Source organism: Ancylobacter defluvii (assembly GCF_018390605.1).
GTDB lineage: Bacteria > Pseudomonadota > Alphaproteobacteria > Rhizobiales > Xanthobacteraceae > Ancylobacter > Ancylobacter defluvii.
Map to the genome: position 1 here is coordinate 194,595 of NZ_JAHBGD010000002.1, position 16,230 is coordinate 210,824.

Consider the following 16,230-nt stretch of genomic DNA (forward strand, 5'->3'; position numbering starts at 1 on the left):
GCGGAACGGAGCGCCCTGCCCGCCCTGCCGGTTTCGCATGTCTCGCAGGGATATGAGCGGGAGGCAGCGCGCCGACCGGATACCGGCACCGGCATCGATGCCGGCATCGACGCTCATGCGGCGGCGCGGTCGATCAATGCGCGTCGCGGGACGGCCCTTTGGGCGGCGCCACCTTGCGCATGAGCGGCACCATGGCGGTGGCCAGCACGAAGCAGACGAAGATGACCGCGAAGGCATCCGAAAAGGTCATCACCAGCGCCTCACGATAGGCGAGCGACCATAGCTGCTTCAATGCCGCCTCCTGCCCGCGCGTCGCATCGCCGCCGAGAACAAGGGCGTGATGGCGCCCCACCTTGTCGAGGAAGGCCGCCAAGGCGTCGTTCGCCGGTGTCAGACGCTCGGCGATGCGCAGGAAATGCAGGTTGGTGCGATCGTTGAGGATGGTACCGCAGGCGGCGATGCCGATGGCGCCACCAAGATTGCGCATGAGATTGAACAGGCCGGAGGCCAGCTTGAGCTTGTTCGGCGCCAGCCCGCCGAGCGTCAGCGTCACCGTGGGTGCGACGGCGAATTGCTGGGCGAAGCCGCGCAGCGCCTGCGGGAACAGGAGCTCGCGCCAGCCCCAATCATGGGTGATCGGGGTGAAGCTCCACATGCTGAGCCCGAACAGCGCCAAGCCGAGCATCATCAGCCAGCGCAGATCGAAGCGCCGGGCGCAGAAGGTGTAGACCGGGATCGACAGCACCTGGAAGATGCCGGTGGAGAACACGGCAAGGCCGATCTCCAATGCGCTGAAGCCGCGCACCCGGCCGAGGAAGACCGGCGTCAGATAGATGGTGGAGAAGATGCCGACGCCGGTGACGAAAGAGAAGAAGCAGCCCAGCGCGAAGTTCCGGCTCTTCAGCGCCGTCAGGTCGACGATCGGGTGCGCAGAAGTCAGGGTGCGCCAGACGAAGCCGATGCCGGCGACCACCGCGATCAGCGCGGTGGCGCGCAGGGTGGCGTCCTCCATCCAGTTCCAGCGCGGCCCCTCCTCCAGCGTGTACTGCAGGCATCCGAGGAACAGCACCATCAACACGATGCCGGGATAGTCGGCGGTCCTGAGCAGCGCCGGCTCCGCCGTGTCGATCCGCACCATCAGCGGCACCACCACGGCGACGAATACGCCGGGAACCAGATTGACGAAGAACAGCCAGTGCCAGGAATAGTTGTCGGTGATCCATCCGCCGACGGTGGGGCCGAGCGTCGGCGCCAGCGACGACAATGCGCCGATGGTCGCCGCGGCCACCACGACTTTCTTGCCGGGAAAGAAGGCGAAGGCGGTGGTGAAGACGGTCGGGATCATCGAGCCGCCGAGGAAGCCCTGCAGCGCCCGGAAGGCGATCATGCTCTCGATGTTCCACGCCCAGCCGCACAGCAGGCTGGTGAAGGTGAAACCCGCGGCCGAGGCGCAGAATAGCCAGCGCGTCGACATCACCCGCGCCAGGAAGCCCGACAGCGGGATGACGATGATCTCGGCGATCAGATAGCTGGTCTGCACCCAGGCGACCTCGTCCTGGCTTGCCGACAGCCCGCCGCCAATATCGCGCAGCGAGGCGGAGACGATCTGGATGTCGAGCAGGGCGATAAAGAAGCCGACACACATCACCGCGAAGGCGAACACCTTGGCGCCGTCGGAAAGCTGGTTTCCGCCGGGGCGGGCCGCCGCTCCCGCCACGACGCTCGCCGTGCTCATGGGTGTTCGGCCGCCACCACGGCCGCCGTGCCGGCCTGTGCCTCGCCCACTTGCGCCTTGCCCGCCGCTCCGCCACGCCGGTCGACTTCCGCCGTGACCGAGAGGCCGGGCCGCAGCACCGCCAGATGCGCGGCATCGCCGTCCAGCAGGATGCGGACCGGGACGCGCTGCACGATCTTGGTGAAGTTGCCGGTCGCGTTTTCCGGCGGCAGCACGCTGAACTGGGCGCCGGTGGCCGGCGCGAGGCTCTCCACCCGTCCGCGGAAGACCTCGCCGGGCAGCACGTCGGCGGTGATGAGCGCCTCCTGACCCGGATGCAGTCCGGCCAGCTGGCTCTCCTTGAAATTGGCGTCCACCCACAGGCCGCGGGCCGGCACCACCGACAGCAGCGCCGCACCGGCATCGGCATAGGCGCCGACGCGGGCGCTGCGGTTCCCCACCACCCCGTCAATGGGTGCGCGCAACTGCGTGAAGCCGACATTGAGCCGGGCGATGTCGCGGTCCGCCCTTGCCTGATCCAGCGCCGCCTCGGCCTGCCGCTTCTGGCTGTCGATCACCTCGATCTGCCGCCGCGCCGCCTCGAGGGCGGCTTCGGCGCGCTGCTCGCCGGCCTTGGCCTTCTTCAGATCGGCATCGGCCTGCTCGAAGCGCTGCTGCGAGGCATATTGCGCCGAGGACAGCTGGTGATAGCGGTCAAAGTCCGCGCGGGTGCGGGCGGTCTCCGCCTGCGCCGAGACGAGCTCCGCCTCGGCCTGCATCACCAGCGCCTGCTGCAGCGCCCGCGTCGCATCGAGATTGCCGATGGCGGCCTGCTGCGCGGCGACGCTCGCCTCGGCGCGGGCCAGGGCGGCGCGATAGTCGCGGTCGTCGATGCGCACCAGCAGGTCGCCGGCATGCACCGCCTGATTGTCGCCCACCGCCACCTGATCGATGAAGCCCGGCACCTTCGGGGCGATGACGGTCACTTCGCCGCCGACATAGGCGTCGTCGGTGCTCTCCAGGAACCGTGCCATGGTCCACCAATGGCGCCCATAGGTGGCGCCTGCCAAGACCAGCGCTCCCAGGGCCACGCCCATGAGCAGCCGCTTGAGATTGAAGCGGCGCCTGGTCGCGGGCAGCGAGCCGGGACGGTCGATTTCGGTCAATCCGCTATTTCGTTCGGCAACCTCGCTCACGACGGGTGCTCCCTAGAGGACCGGAGGGTCGGAGAGGCGGCGGCGCATCCGCTCGTCGGCGGCCGGACCGGCGACGGCGCGAACCCGCATCTCCGCGATCGGCCGCCCGGTCGCCCGGTCGCAGAGGACCGGCTCGACCGCCTCGCCGCTTTCGCGGTCGATCAGCTCGACGCTTCGGCCTTCCGTCGCGAACTGCCGATTGCCCCAGGCGAGCAGGCTGAGCAGCACCGGACGGAAATCCCGCCCCCGATCGGTCAGCACATATTCGTAGCGGGGCGGCCGCTCCATATAGCGCCGCTTCTCCAGCAACCCGGCCTCCACCAGCGCGGCAAGACGCCGCGACAGCGTGTTGGTGGCGACGCCCAGGCTCGCCTGGAATTCATCGAAGCGGGACAGGCCATAGAAGGCGTCGCGCAGGATGAGGATGCTCCACCACTCCCCCACATGCTCAAGGCTGCGGGCGATGGGGCACTGCATGTGGCCGAAGCTCGTACGTTCCATGGCGCGCTTGTAATCCAGTAACTTTCATAATGCAAGTTACTGGATGCCACGGGACACGTCGACCTCGCCAATGTGATCCGTGCGCATGCCGGGATGGCGATCGGGGCTCCGGCAAGCTTCACCCGGCACATGCAGCCGGCCGCGCTATTCGAGCGCCGATGGAGATTTCCCGACGGCGCCGACTTCCCTAAGGTCATGAACGGCGAGCCGCGCGCAGAAAAATTCCTGCCGTGATGTCGGAATAGCCTGTGCCGGTTCGTCCTCGCATCATCGGTGCCGGCTCGCTTGGCCGCGGCGCCGATGCAAGGGGATCGTCCAGGGAGCGAAAATCATGAACGTACAGGCTTATCTGATGTTCAACGGCCTCACCGAAGAGGCCATCGCGTTCTACAAGACCGCTGTCGGTGCGCAGGTTACCGCACTGATGCGGTTCAGCGACGCGCCGGAGCCGCCGCCGCCCGGCATGGTCCCGGAGGGCTGGGGCGACAAGATCATGCATTCGAGCTTCAGGGTCGGCGACGCCGAGCTGATGGCGTCCGATGGCTGCCAGTCCGACGAGGCCGGCTTCAGCGGCATCTCGCTGGCGCTTTCGGTCGCGTCTCCCGAGGAGGCGCAGGCGAAGTTCACCGCCCTTTCCGAAGGCGGCGAGGTGACCATGCCGCTGGCCAAGACCTTCTTCTCGCCGGCCTTCGGCACGCTGACCGACCGTTTCGGCGTGTCGTGGATGATCGTCACCAACGAGTAGCGGGAGGGTGCCATGGCGAAGCAGGTCTTCATTCTGGTCGGCACCCGCAAGGGCGCGTTCATCCTCGAGAGCGACGCCGCGCGCCGCTCATGGGAGGTGCGCGGCCCGTTCTGCGAGACCTGGCCGACCAACCATGTCGTCGCCGACCCGGCGAGCGGCATCATCTATGCCGGCGGCGGCAATGAGTGGTTCGGCCCAGCGGTGTGGAAGTCCACCGACTTCGGCGCCAGCTGGACGCATTCGAGCCAGGGCCTTGCCTATGAGGCGGGGCAGGCGCCGGTGAAGGCGGTGTGGAGCCTCGCCGCCGGCGGCGATGGCAGCCTCTATGCCGGCGTCGAACCGGCCGGGCTGTTCCGCAGCCTCGATGGCGGCGAGAGCTGGGCTCACCTCGACGGGCTGCAAAAACATCCGACGCGACCGGAGTGGAACCCCGGCGGCGCCGGGCTGATCCTGCATTCGCTGGTGCTCGACCCCACCGACGACGGCAGGATCTGGATCGGCATCTCCGCCGCCGGCGTGTTCGCCACGCAGGATGGCGGCGCCAGCTGGGAGACCCGCAACCGCGGCACCCGCGCCGACTTCATGCCCGAGGGGCAGAACTATCCCGAATTCGGCCAGTGCGTGCATTGCCTCGTCATGGCGCCGGGCGGCGGCGAGCGGCTCTACCAGCAGAACCATTGCGGCATGTACCGCTCGGACGATGGCGGGCGCGCGTGGGAGAGCATCGAGACCGGCCTGCCCTCCTCCTTCGGCTTCCCCGCCGCCGCGCATCCACGCGACCCGGACAGCCTCTACCTCATCCCGCTGAACGGCGACATCAAGGGCCGCTTCATGCCGGAGGGCAACACCGCGGTGTGGCGCACCCGCGATGCCGGGCGAAGCTGGCAGGCCATGCGCGCCGGCCTGCCGCAGGGCGGCGCCTATTTCAACGTCTTGCGCCAGGCGATGGCGACCGACACGATGGAGCCGGCCGGGGTGTATTTCGGCACCAATGCCGGCGGGCTCTATGCCAGCATCGACGAGGGCGAAAGCTGGGACTGCGTCGCCCCGCATCTGCCGACCATCACCTCGGTCGAGACGCTGGTGATCGAGCGCTAGGGAGCGTTGCCATGAGCGAGGACGCGCTGCGGGATCCGCCGGCGGATCAGACGGCGCCGGTGCTGGTGCGCCTGCCGCCGCATCTCGTGGTGCTGTTCCCCGGCGCGCCGCGGCTGGTGCCGCTGGTCGCCGGCAGCGTCGCGGAGATGGTGGACGGGCTCGATGCGCGCTGGCCCGGCATGCGCGAACGCATCTGCGACGAGACGCCGGCGATAAGGCGGCATATCAACGTGTTCGTCGACGGGCGCCGCGCCCGCCTGTCGACGCCGCTTGCCCCGGGCGCGGACGTCTTCGTGCTCACCGCGATCAGCGGCGGCTGACCTCCTAGGAAATCGAAAGGCCACACATGTTCTACGCCCTGCTTTGCTACCATCAGGAAGACGTCGTCTGCGCCTGGACCAAGGAGGAGGACGACGCGGTGATGCGCAAGCTCGCCGTGGTGCAGGAACGGCTCGCCAGGGAAGGCAAGCTCGGTCCGGTGGCGCGGCTGCTGCCGACAACTGCCGCCACCACGCTGCGCAAGGACCAGGACCCCCCGCTGGTGCTGGACGGTCCGTTCGCCGAGACCAAGGAGCAGTTGCTCGGCTTCTATCTCCTCGACTGCGCCGACCTCGAGGAAGCGCTCGGCATCGCCCGCGAGCTCGGCGCCGCAAATCCCGGCGGTTCCTACGAGATCCGCCCGGTCGGCATCTTCCATGATGGCGGCGCGCGGCCGTGATGGACGAGGCGCGCTGGATCGGCACCACGCTTGCCGCCGCGCGCCCGCAGGCGCTCGCCGCGCTGCTGCGCTATTTCCGCGACCTCGATCTCGCCGAGGAGGCGTTCCAGGAAGCCTGCCTGCGGGCGCTGCGGAGCTGGCCGCAGAACGGGCCGCCGCGCGACGCGGCCGCCTGGCTGATCCTCGTCGGCCGCAACGTCGCGCTCGATTCGGTGCGGCGGCGCGCCAGGCAGACCGACCTGCCGCCGGAAGACGCGCTCTCCGACACCGATGACGCCGAGGCCGAGATCGCCGAGCGCATCGACGGCTCGCATTACCGCGACGACGTGCTGCGGCTGCTGTTCATCTGCTGCCATCCCGACCTGCCGGCGACGCAGCAGATCGCGCTGGCGCTGCGCATCGTCTCCGGGCTGTCGGTACGGCAGATCGCCCGCGCCTTCCTGGTCACCGAGGCGGCGATGGAGCAGCGCATCACCCGTGCCAAGGCGCGCATCGGCAAGGCCCAGGCGAACGGCACCGGCGTGCCGTTCGAGGCGCCGGGCGCGGTGGAGCGGGCCGAACGGCTCGGCGCCGTCGCCGCGATGATCTATCTGGTCTTCAACGAGGGCTATTCCGCCGCCGGCGACACTTCCGGCGCGCGCGAGCCGCTGTGCGAGGAGGCTATCCGCCTCGCCCGCCTGCTGCTGCGCCTGTTTCCGGCCGAGCCGGAGATCATGGGGCTGGCCGCGCTCATGCTGCTCCAGCACGCCCGCGCCGGCGCCCGCTTCGGCGCGGATGGCGCGGTGATCCTGCTCGACCATCAGGACCGCCAGCTGTGGAACGCGGCGATGATCGCCGAAGGGCTCGCTTTGCTCGACAAGGCGGTGCGCCACCGCCAGCCCGGCCCCTATCAGGTGCAGGCGGCGATCGCGGCGCTGCATGCACGCGCGCCGACGCCCGAGGATACCGACTGGGCGCAGATCGACCTGCTCTACGGCATGCTGGAAATCATGCAGCCCTCGCCGGTGGTGACGCTCAACCGCGCGGTGGCGGTGGCGAAGCTGCGCGGGCCGCAGGCGGCGCTGGCCATGGTGGAACCGCTCGGCGACACGCTCTCGGGCTATTTCCACTATCACGGCCTGCGCGGCGCGCTGCTGATGCAGCTCGGCCGGGCGAGGGAGGCGCGCGAGGGCTTCATGACCGCCATCGGCCTCGCCAGCACGGCGGCCGAGGCCGACCATATCCGCATCCATCTGGACGGGATGGACAAGGGCTAAGCCCGCCGGCGCAGGGCGGAGAATGCCGTGCCCCGACAGATGTCACCCCATATCCGCGCCGGCGCCGCCGCCCGCCACCCTGCCGCGCAGGGAAACCAGCATCTGTCCCCTCCCCGACTTGGGCGGCATCGGCAATCGCGCGCCTGTCGGCGTTCACCTTGTCGCGCAATTGCGTGCCGACGGACCGCCTACCCGTCTTGCGTGCATGCGCCGGCCCTGCCTAGATAGGTTCGGCAAACCAATGGGGTGGCTGCATGTTCCCGCGCTTCGACTGGCAGGCCGCACTGACCCGCGGTTCTCTTGTTTTCACGCTGCTCTCGGCGCTGGCGGCGCCGGCTCTGGCCGCCTCCTGCGGCAATGACGGCGCCGGCTTCGCGGCCTGGTTGAGCGACTTCCGCAAGGCCGCCGCGGCGCAGGGCATCTCGGCCCGCGGGCTCGCGGCACTCGACGGCGTGCAGTATGACACCAGCGTCATCCGGCTCGACCGCAACCAGCGGCATTTCTCGGTCAGTTTCGAGGAGTTCATCGCCAAGAGGGTGAGCGGGGGGCGGATCTCGCAGGGCAAGGCCAAGCTGAAGCAGCATGCCGATCTCCTCGCCCGCATCGAAAGCCGGTACGGCGTTCCCGCCCCGATCCTCGTGGCGATCTGGGGCATGGAGACCGACTACGGCGCCAACCAGGGCAAGAAGCCGGTGTTCCAGTCGCTGGCGACGCTGGCCTATGACTGCCGGCGCTCGGAATTCTTCACCGGCCAGTTGCTCGACGCGCTGCGCATCGCCCAGCGTGGCGATCTCTCCATCGGCGAGATGCGCGGGGCCTGGGCCGGCGAACTCGGCCAGACCCAGTTCATGCCCACTTCCTATGTGCGCTTCGCGGTGGATTTCGACGGCAACGGCCGTGCCGACCTGATCCGCAGCCCCGCCGACGTGCTGGCCTCCACCGCGAACTATCTGCGCGGCTATGGCTGGAGCGGCAAATCGTGGGAGAACGGTGCCAATGCCGGGGCGCTCGCTGGCTGGAACAGGGCCGGCGTCTACCAGAAGGCCATCGCCTACTTCGCCACCAAGCTGGCCAACTGAACCGGCCGTGCACGCGGCGCCGGCCGGCCTCCGCTCAGGAGGCGCGGCCGTGCACCTCGCGCACCAGAGCGAGCCAGGCCTTCGCCGCCTCGGAGAGAAACGCACCACGGCGCCAGACCATCGCCATCACCCAATCCGTGCCCGGCTCGTCGAGCGGCACCTGCCGCACCGCCGGGCTGGAGCGCTGTTCGGCGATCAGGCGCGGCAGGAAGGCGACGCCGAGCCCCGCCGCGACCAGTTGCACCATGAAGTCGATCTGGCTGCTGCGCGCCACCACGTCGGGCTCGAACCCGGCCCGGCGAGCGGCATGAAGGATGATGCGGTTCAACGTGAAGCCGCTGTCGAACAGGATCAGCGGCGTTTCCCTGAGATCGCCCATGGTCAGGCTGCGGCGCGTACCCAGCGGATGTGCTGCCGGCAGCAGCGCCACCAGCGGCTCGCTGCCGACTTCCTGCCACTCGAATTCCGGCGCGGCGGGCAGCAATATGCCGGCGAAATCGATCTCGCCGGCCCGCAGGCTCTCCTCCAGCTGATCGCTGCCATGCTCGGTGAGCCGCACCTCGATGCCCGGATAGCGGCGGCGATAGACGGCGAAGAGCGGCGCGAACAGCGTCGCGCTGCCGACCGGCGGCAGGCCCAGCTTCAGCACGCCGCGCTTCAGGCCCCGCATCTCGTCGAGCTCGGCGAGGAGATCGTCGCGGTCCGCCAGCAGCTTGACGCCGCGGCGATAGACCACCTCGCCCACCGGCGTCAGCAGGCTGCGATGACCGATCCGGTCGAGCAGCGGCGCACCGATCTCGTCCTCCAGCTGCTTCACCGCCTTGCTCACGGTGGACTGGGTGGCGAATACCGTCTTGGCAGCCTGGGAGAAGCCTCCCTGCCTGACGACTTCGACAAAGGCGCGCAGCGTGCGGAAATCCATGACTATTCTTTGAAGGAATAGATATCAGTCAGTCAATTCATTTTCATCATAGTGTGGCGCACCCTACATAGACGGGCGAGAGGTATGTCATGTCGCCCCGAGCCGTCATCGCCCGCACCGCCACCGTCGCCGCCCGCACCATTACCGCCCGCACCATTACCGCCCACGTCATCCGCACCGTGCGCCACAGCGCACCGCTGCAGGTCGGGCTGGTGATCGGCTACTGGCTGGCCGGCGAAGCGCTGGTGCGGCTGTTCGGCCTGCCGCTGCCCGGCGGCATCGTCGGATTGGTGATCGTGCTGGCACTGCTCGCCAGCCGGCGCCTCAAGACCCAGAGCATGCGGCGCGGGGCGCAGTGGCTGCTGGCGGACATGCTGCTGTTTTTCGTGCCGGCGGTGCTCGCCGTGCTCGACCATCACGAATTGCTGGGGCTGACCGGGCTGAAGATCCTGTTCGTCATCCTGCTCAGCACAGTCAGCGTGATGATCGCGACGGCCTTCACCGTCGACCGCTGCTATCGCTGGAGGGCCGCACATGGTGCATCCGCTCCTCGCTGAACCGGCCGGCCGTATCCTGCTCTGGTCGGTCGTCACCATCGGCTTCTACTGGGGCGCCAAGCGGCTTTATCGCCGCTGGCCGCACTGGTGGCTGTCGCCGCTGGCGGTGACGCCGGCGCTGATCGCCCTCGTGGTGCTGGCGCTGCACGCCAGCTATCGCGACTATATTGGCGGCACGCGCTGGCTGGTCCTGCTGCTCGGCCCGGCCACCGTCGCCTTCGCGATCCCGATCTACCAACAGCGCGACCTCATCCGCCGGCACTGGCCGGTGCTGCTGACCGGCATGATCGTCGGCAGCGGCACCTCGGTGCTGACCAGCTGGGGGCTGGCGACGCTGGTGGGGCTCGACGGGGCGCTGCGGCTCAGCCTGCTGCCGCGCTCCATCAGCACGCCATTCGCGATGGAAGTGTCCGGCGGCATTGGCGGCATTCCCGATCTCACCGCCGTCTTCGTCGTGGTCACCGGCATCGCCGGCGCGGCGATCGGCGACATCATCCTGGCGCGGATGCCGATCGCCACCGCGCTCGCCCGTGGCGCCTTGTTCGGCCTTGGCGCCCATGGCGCCGGCACCGCGCGGGCGCACCAGATCGGCGAAACCGAGGGCGCCGTAGCCGGGCTGGTGATGGTGCTGGTCGGCCTGCTCAACGTGCTGGCCGCCCCGCTCGTCGCCCATCTGCTGCGATAGGCCCCCAACGCCGGGACGAGGCCCCGGCGCCGCCGCCGTCCGCGTCAGAACGGGCTGTTGGGGAAGTAGAACTGCGCGGCGTTCTCCGGGGTGATCAGCGTCGAGCCGATGATGAAGCGGCCATAGACCGGCGTATCGGAGACGAAGCGCAGCGCGGTGATCTCCAGCGCGGTCGAGATCAGCGCCGGCGGATAGGTGACGTCGACCGGCAGCTGTGGGTCCTTGTCCATGATCCGCTTGACGATCTCCTTCATGCCGGCGCCGCCGACCACCCACATCTCCTTCTGGCGGCCGGCCTGGGAGATCGCCTCCAGCACGCCAATGGCCATGTCGTCGTCGGCCGCCCATACCGCGTCGATCTTCTTGTGCTTGGACAAATAGTCCTGCATCACCGAGAAGGCCTTGTCGCGGTTCCAGTTGCCGTGCTGCGCATCGAGGATCTCGATGCCCGAGCCGTCGATCGCCTTCTTGAAGGCATCCACCCGCTCATTGTCGAGCGTGGTCGGGATGCCGCGCAGCACCACGATCTTGGCACCGGATTTCAGGTTGGCCTTGAAATACTCGCCCGCCACGCGGCCGAAGGCGGTGTTGTCACCGGCGACGTAGAGGTCCTCGATGCCGGCCTGGGCGAGGCCGCGATCGACCACCGTCACCCATTTGCCGGCCTCCTTCACCGCCTTGACCGGGCTGGTCAGCGGCTCGGATTCGAAGGGCAGCACCACCAGCGCGTCGATATTGCGCGTCGCGATCATGTCCTCGATGTCGTTGACCTGCTTGCCGACCGCACCGGCGGTGGCGAGCACGAAATCGAGGTTGGGATAGGTGGCCTTCAGCCGCTTGATGGTTTCCTGCGCGTGCCAGTTCAGCCCGCCCATGAAGCCATGCGTCGCCGAGGGGATCGAGACGCCGATCACCGCTTTCTTCGCCTGCGCCGAGGCGGGCGCGGCGAAGCCGGCGGCGAGCGCGGCTGTAGCGGTTCCGGCGAGAAATGTCCTGCGTTCCATCTTGTGTTTCCTCCCATTATCGCCGCTCTCAGGCGGCTGATTTCCCACGCTGCAGCACCACAGCGAGCACGATGATCACCCCCTGGATCGCCCCGTTGAGATAGGGCGAGACCAGGTCGGCCAGATTCAGGATGTTGTCGATGAGGCTGAGGATCAGCACGCCGACCACCGTGCCCCAGACACGGCCATAGCCGCCCTTGAGCGCGGTGCCGCCGATGATGACGGCGGCGATGGCTTCCAGCTCCCACAGCATGCCGGTGGAGCCGGAGGCCGAGCCGAGGCGCGGCACGTACATGATGGTGGCGAGGCCGACCAGCAGCCCGAGCAGCACATAGGTGAGCAGCCGGATGCGGTCGACATTGACAGCCGAATAGAGCGCCACCTTGTCGTTGGAGCCGATGGCCTCGCAATAGCGGCCGAAGCGGGTGTGGCGCATCGCCACCTGCCCGGCGATGGCGACGAGAGCGAACGCCAGGATCGGCCAGGCGACGCCGAACAGCCCGGAATAATATACCGGCCGGTAGAGCTGGCGCACCGCGAAGTCGAGGCTGATGGTGCCGCCATCGGCAAGCCAGGTTACCAGCGAGCGGAATATGCCCATGGTGCCGAGCGTGACGATGAACGGCTCGATGCCGGCGCGGGTGACCAGCAGGCCGTTGGTCAGCCCGGCGAGCAGGCCGACCGCCAGCGCGATCGCCATCCCCAGGAGGATCAGCGGCACGCCGACGCCCATCGCCGGCAGCAGCGCGTTCATGGCGAGGATCATCACCCCGGCGATGAAGGCGGCCATCGAGCCGACCGAGAGATCGAGCCCGCCGGAGGTGATGACGAAGGTCATGCCCACCGCGATCATGCCGATGAAGGCGGAGCGGGCGAGCACATTGGTGACGTTGCCCTGCGACAGGAAATTGTCGTTCAGGAAGGCGCCGAGGACGATCAGCAGGATCAGCGCCAGCAGCGGTCCCAGCGCCGAGAGGCCGGGCAGCCGGAAGCCGGTCGCGGGGCGAAGGGCGGCATCAGACATGGGTCGGCTCCTTGGCAGCCTCCTCGGCCGTGCCCATGACCAGCCGGACGATGGCGGTCTCGGAGATGCGCTCGCCCGCCAGCTCGCCGGCGAGACGGCCATGGCGCATCACCAGCACGCGGTCGGACAAGCCGAGGATCTCCGGCATGTCGGAGGAAATGACGATGACGCTTTTGCCCCTGGCGGCGAGCGCGTCGATGAAGGCGTAGATCTGGCTCTTGGTGCCGACGTCGATGCCGCGCGTCGGCTCGTCGATGATGACGATCTCGGGATCGGAGAGCAGCGTCTTGGCGAGCAGCAGCTTCTGCTGGTTGCCGCCGGAGAGGTTGCCCACCCGCATGTCGCGGCGCGGCGCCCTTATGTCGAAATCGGCGATGGCCCGGGTCAGCGCCGCCTCCTCCCGCTCCGTGGAGAGGAAGGGCGCGCCGAAGCGCGGCAAGGTGGACAGGGTGAGGTTCTCCCGCAGCGTCTTGTCGAGCAGCAGGCCACGCTCCTTGCGGTCCTCGGTCAGGTAGGCCATGCCGTGGGCGGCGGCCTCCCGCACGGTGTGGATGCGCACCGGCACCCCGCCGCGACGCATCTCGCCGCTGGCGGGCCGCAGCCCGACCAGCCCTTCCGCCAGCTCGGTGCGGCCGGAGCCGACCAGCCCGGAAATGCCCAGCACCTCGCCGCGCTTCAGCGTGAAGGACACATCCTCCACCAGCGGCGGCACGCTGAAGCCGCGCACCTCCAGCGCCAGTTCGCCGGCATGATGGCGCTTGGCGGGATAGATGTCCTGCAGGTCGCGGCCGACCATGGCGGTGGCCATGCCGTCCTCGGTGAGCTCGCCGCGCAGCGCCCGGCGCACCACCGCACCATCGCGCAGCACGGTGACGCGGTCGGCAAGGCGGGTCACTTCCTCCAGCCGGTGCGAAGTGTAGAGCAGGGCGACGCCCTGCGCCCGCAGCCGGTCGATCTGGCGGAACAGCACCTCGACCTCGCGATTGGTCAGCACCGCCGAGGGCTCGTCCATGATCAGCACCCGCGCCTTGCGCGCCAGCGCCTTGGCGATCTCCACCATCTGGCGGTCCGACACCGGCAGGTCGCGGATGCGCGCCTCCGGGCGGACATGGCTGTCGAGCTGGTCGAGCAGGGCCTGGGTGCCGGCCCGCATCGCCCGGTGATCGAGGAACACCCGCCCGAGCTCGCGGCCGAGCCAGATGTTCTCGCTCACCGTGAGATCGGGCGCGAGGTTGAACTCCTGGTGGATCACCACCACCCCCGCCGCCTCCGCCTCGGCGCCGCTGGCATAGGGGGCCGGGCGGCCGTCGAGCCGCACCTCGCCGGAAGTCGGCGCGATGAAACCGCCGAGGATCTTCATGATCGTCGACTTGCCGGCGCCGTTCTCGCCGATCAGCGCATGCACCTCGCCGGCTCGCAGCGCGAAGTCGATGCCATGCAGGATCTCGATCGGCCCGAAGCTCTTGCGGACGTCACGAAGCTCCAGCACCGGCGCCGCCTCGGTGCTCATAGCGCCACCCAGGCGGCGTTGCGCTTGGAGGACTGCACGCAGGCGGCGACGAAGCGCATGCCGGCCAAGCCATCCGCCAGCGTCGGATACAGCGTGCCGGCCGGTGGCGCCTCGCCGCTCCGGTGCGCGCGGATCGCCCGCGCCGCCTCGGCATAGATATTGGCGAAGGCTTCGAGATAGCCCTCCGGATGGCCGGGCGGGATACGCGAGACCCGCGCCGCCTCCGGCCCGGCGCCGGCGCCGTTGCGGGTGATCAGCCGCTTGGGCTCGCCGAAGGGGGTGAACCACAGCCGGTTCGGGTCCTCCTGCGCCCATTCGATGCCGCCTTTGTCGCCATAGATGCGCAGGCGCAGGCCGTTCTCATTGCCCGGCGCCACCTGGCTCGCCCACAGCATGCCCCTGGCGCCGGCGGGAAAGCGCAGCAGCACATGGGCGTTGTCGTCGAGCGCCCGGCCCGGCACGAAGCTGGAGAGGTCGGCGGCCAAGGCCTCCGGCGTCAGGCCGGAGACGAAGCAGGCGAGGTTGTAGGCATGGGTGCCGATGTCGCCGGTGGCACCGCCGGCGCCGGAGCGCGCCGGATCGGTGCGCCATTCCGCCTGCTTGGAGCCGAATCTCTCCGCCGCCTCGGTGAGCCACTCCTGCACATATTCCACCTGCACCAGGCGGAGGCGGCCGAGCTCTCCAGCCTCAACCATGGCACGGGCCTGCCGCACCATCGGGTAGCCGGTGTAATTATGGGTGAGGATGAACAGCGCCTTCGACTGCTCGGCCGCCTTGGCCAGCTTCTTCGCCTCGGCCATGGTCGCGGTCAGCGGCTTGTCGCAGATGACATGGATGCCGCGCTTCAGGAACTCGATGGCCGGGCCGGCGTGCATATGGTTCGGCGTGACGATGGCGACCGCCTCGATGCCGTCCTTGCGCCGCGCCTCGCCGCGCGCCATGGCAGCGAAATCGTCATAGGAACGGGCAAGGCCGAGGGCCTCGGCCGAAGCCCGCGCCTTTTCCGGCGTCGAGGACAAGGCCCCGGCGACGAGGCGGAACTCGTCGTCCAGCCGCGCGGCGATGCGGTGCACCGCGCCGATGAAGGCGCCCGAGCCGCCGCCCACCATGCCGAGCCGGATCGGAAGGTGGGTCGACGACGGCGCGGCGGCGATCATCGGTCCAGCCCCAGCAGGCGACGATTGGCGGCACGGTCGGTACCCGCGGCGGCGAAATCGTCGAAGGCGCGCTCGGTGACGCGGATGATGTGGTTCCTGACGAACGCGGCCCCCTCGCGGGCGCCGTCTTCGGGGTGCTTCAGACAGCACTCCCACTCGACCACCGCCCAGCCGTCGAAATCCATCGCCGCGAATTTCGAGAAGATGGCGCCGAAATCGACCTGCCCGTCGCCGGGGCTGCGGAAGCGGCCGGCGCGCCCCAGCCAGGGCTGGTAGCCGCCATAGACGCCCTTGCGGCCGGTCGGATTGAACTCGGCATCCTTGACGTGGAACATGCCGATCCGCTCGGCATAGATGTCGAGATGATCGAGATAATCGAGCTGTTGCAGCACATAATGCGACGGGTCGTAGAGCATCTTCGCACGCGGATGGTTGCCGACGCGCGCGAGGAACATCTCGAAGCTGTCGCCGTCGTGCAGGTCCTCGCCGGGGTGGATCTCGAAGCAGATATCGACGCCGCATTCGTCGGCATGGTCGAGCAGCGGCCACCAGCGGCGCGCCAGCTCGTCGAAGGCTTCCTCGATCAGGCCGGCCGGCCGCTGCGGCCAGGGATAGACATAGGGCCAGGCCAAGGCGCCGGAGAAGCTCGCCATGGCGGTGAGGCCGAGATGCTTCGAAGCGGTGAGCGCCTTCTTCACCTGATCGACCGCCCATTCCTGCCGCGCCGCCGGATTGCCGTGCACCGCCGGCGGCGCGAAAGCATCGAACATCGCGTCATAGGCCGGATGCACCGCCACCAGCTGGCCTTGCAGATGGGTGGAAAGCTCGGTGACGGTCACCCCGTTCGCCGCCCCCTGCCCCGCCCATTCCGCACACCAGTCGCGCGAGGCGGCGGCACGGTCGAGATCGAGAATGCGGGGATCGTTGGTGGGAACCTGCACGCCGCTATAGCCGCATCCGGCCGCCCAGCGGGTGATCGAATCCCAGCCGTCGAAAGGCGCGTCGGCGCCGATGAACTGGGCCAGAAACAGGCCCGGCCCCTTGATGGTGCGCATATATCCTCC

At 68.8% G+C, this 16,230-nt stretch carries 17 protein-coding genes; 8 read left to right on the top strand and 9 right to left on the bottom strand.

Annotated elements, in window-relative coordinates; all coding sequences use genetic code 11:
* Window positions 1–133 precede the first annotated feature (133 nt).
* The 3 genes from KHC24_RS00880 to KHC24_RS00890 are packed head-to-tail and all read right to left on the bottom strand — an operon-like array spanning window position 134 to window position 3,411.
* Complete coding sequence (locus tag KHC24_RS00880; RefSeq protein WP_213358558.1) at window positions 134–1,735, bottom strand: DHA2 family efflux MFS transporter permease subunit; 1,602 nt, start codon at window positions 1,733–1,735, stop codon at window positions 134–136.
* Window positions 1,732–2,910 carry an HlyD family secretion protein gene (locus KHC24_RS00885; protein ID WP_271180583.1) on the bottom strand — a complete coding sequence of 393 codons (1,179 nt, stop codon included), beginning with the start codon at window positions 2,908–2,910 and terminating at the stop codon, window positions 1,732–1,734. The genes KHC24_RS00880 and KHC24_RS00885 overlap by 4 nt, the downstream gene beginning before the upstream one ends.
* A gap of 12 nt (window positions 2,911–2,922) precedes the next feature.
* Complete coding sequence (locus KHC24_RS00890) at window positions 2,923–3,411, bottom strand: winged helix-turn-helix transcriptional regulator (protein ID WP_213358559.1); 489 nt, start codon at window positions 3,409–3,411, stop codon at window positions 2,923–2,925.
* A 331-nt stretch (window positions 3,412–3,742) separates the two neighbouring features.
* Between KHC24_RS00890 and KHC24_RS00895 the strand changes: the two genes are divergently transcribed.
* The 6 genes from KHC24_RS00895 to KHC24_RS00920 all read left to right on the top strand — a co-directional run bounded on the left by KHC24_RS00895 (window position 3,743) and on the right by KHC24_RS00920 (window position 8,307).
* Entirely contained in the window at window positions 3,743–4,156 is a 414-nt protein-coding gene (locus KHC24_RS00895) for a VOC family protein (protein ID WP_213358560.1), read from the top strand.
* 12 nt (window positions 4,157–4,168) lie between these two features.
* On the top strand, window positions 4,169–5,254 hold the full coding sequence (locus KHC24_RS00900; RefSeq protein WP_213358561.1) for a WD40/YVTN/BNR-like repeat-containing protein: 1,086 nt from the start codon (window positions 4,169–4,171) through the stop codon (window positions 5,252–5,254).
* Window positions 5,255–5,265: 11 nt separating this feature from the next.
* Window positions 5,266–5,574 (top strand): ubiquitin family protein, encoded by a 309-nt coding sequence (locus KHC24_RS00905; protein WP_213358562.1) that lies wholly within the window; start codon window positions 5,266–5,268, stop codon window positions 5,572–5,574.
* A gap of 26 nt (window positions 5,575–5,600) precedes the next feature.
* Window positions 5,601–5,972: a YciI family protein gene (locus tag KHC24_RS00910; protein WP_213358563.1), complete on the top strand. Its 372-nt coding sequence runs from the start codon at window positions 5,601–5,603 to the stop codon at window positions 5,970–5,972.
* Entirely contained in the window at window positions 5,972–7,228 is a 1,257-nt protein-coding gene (locus KHC24_RS00915) for an RNA polymerase sigma factor (protein WP_213358851.1), read from the top strand. The genes KHC24_RS00910 and KHC24_RS00915 overlap by 1 nt, the downstream gene beginning before the upstream one ends.
* A gap of 254 nt (window positions 7,229–7,482) precedes the next feature.
* The gene (locus KHC24_RS00920; protein ID WP_213358564.1) at window positions 7,483–8,307 is read left to right on the top strand and encodes a lytic murein transglycosylase; all 825 of its coding nucleotides are present in this window, start codon (window positions 7,483–7,485) and stop codon (window positions 8,305–8,307) included.
* A gap of 34 nt (window positions 8,308–8,341) precedes the next feature.
* Here the strand turns inward: KHC24_RS00920 and KHC24_RS00925 are convergent, their stop codons facing one another.
* Window positions 8,342–9,229 carry a LysR family transcriptional regulator gene (locus KHC24_RS00925; protein WP_213358565.1) on the bottom strand — a complete coding sequence of 296 codons (888 nt, stop codon included), beginning with the start codon at window positions 9,227–9,229 and terminating at the stop codon, window positions 8,342–8,344.
* Window positions 9,230–9,369: 140 nt separating this feature from the next.
* On the opposite strand from KHC24_RS00925, the gene KHC24_RS00930 reads away from it, so the two are divergent.
* A complete protein-coding gene (locus KHC24_RS00930; RefSeq protein WP_373878577.1) occupies window positions 9,370–9,786 on the top strand; it encodes a CidA/LrgA family protein in 417 nt (138 codons plus the stop codon).
* Entirely contained in the window at window positions 9,764–10,471 is a 708-nt protein-coding gene (locus KHC24_RS00935; protein WP_213358567.1) for an LrgB family protein, read from the top strand. Before KHC24_RS00930 ends, KHC24_RS00935 begins: the two co-directional genes overlap by 23 nt.
* A gap of 44 nt (window positions 10,472–10,515) precedes the next feature.
* Here the strand turns inward: KHC24_RS00935 and KHC24_RS00940 are convergent, their stop codons facing one another.
* From KHC24_RS00940 to KHC24_RS00960, 5 genes are read right to left on the bottom strand one after another with little or no spacing between them, the layout of a single operon-like run.
* Window positions 10,516–11,475 carry an ABC transporter substrate-binding protein gene (locus KHC24_RS00940; protein WP_213358568.1) on the bottom strand — a complete coding sequence of 320 codons (960 nt, stop codon included), beginning with the start codon at window positions 11,473–11,475 and terminating at the stop codon, window positions 10,516–10,518.
* A gap of 28 nt (window positions 11,476–11,503) precedes the next feature.
* Window positions 11,504–12,499 carry an ABC transporter permease gene (locus KHC24_RS00945; RefSeq protein ID WP_213358569.1) on the bottom strand — a complete coding sequence of 332 codons (996 nt, stop codon included), beginning with the start codon at window positions 12,497–12,499 and terminating at the stop codon, window positions 11,504–11,506.
* A complete protein-coding gene (locus KHC24_RS00950; RefSeq protein ID WP_213358570.1) occupies window positions 12,492–14,009 on the bottom strand; it encodes a sugar ABC transporter ATP-binding protein in 1,518 nt (505 codons plus the stop codon). Before KHC24_RS00950 ends, KHC24_RS00945 begins: the two co-directional genes overlap by 8 nt.
* On the bottom strand, window positions 14,006–15,166 hold the full coding sequence (locus KHC24_RS00955; RefSeq protein ID WP_246545962.1) for a Gfo/Idh/MocA family protein: 1,161 nt from the start codon (window positions 15,164–15,166) through the stop codon (window positions 14,006–14,008). Before KHC24_RS00955 ends, KHC24_RS00950 begins: the two co-directional genes overlap by 4 nt.
* Window positions 15,163–16,221 carry a sugar phosphate isomerase/epimerase family protein gene (locus tag KHC24_RS00960; RefSeq protein ID WP_213358571.1) on the bottom strand — a complete coding sequence of 353 codons (1,059 nt, stop codon included), beginning with the start codon at window positions 16,219–16,221 and terminating at the stop codon, window positions 15,163–15,165. Before KHC24_RS00960 ends, KHC24_RS00955 begins: the two co-directional genes overlap by 4 nt.
* Window positions 16,222–16,230: the final 9 nt, after the last annotated feature.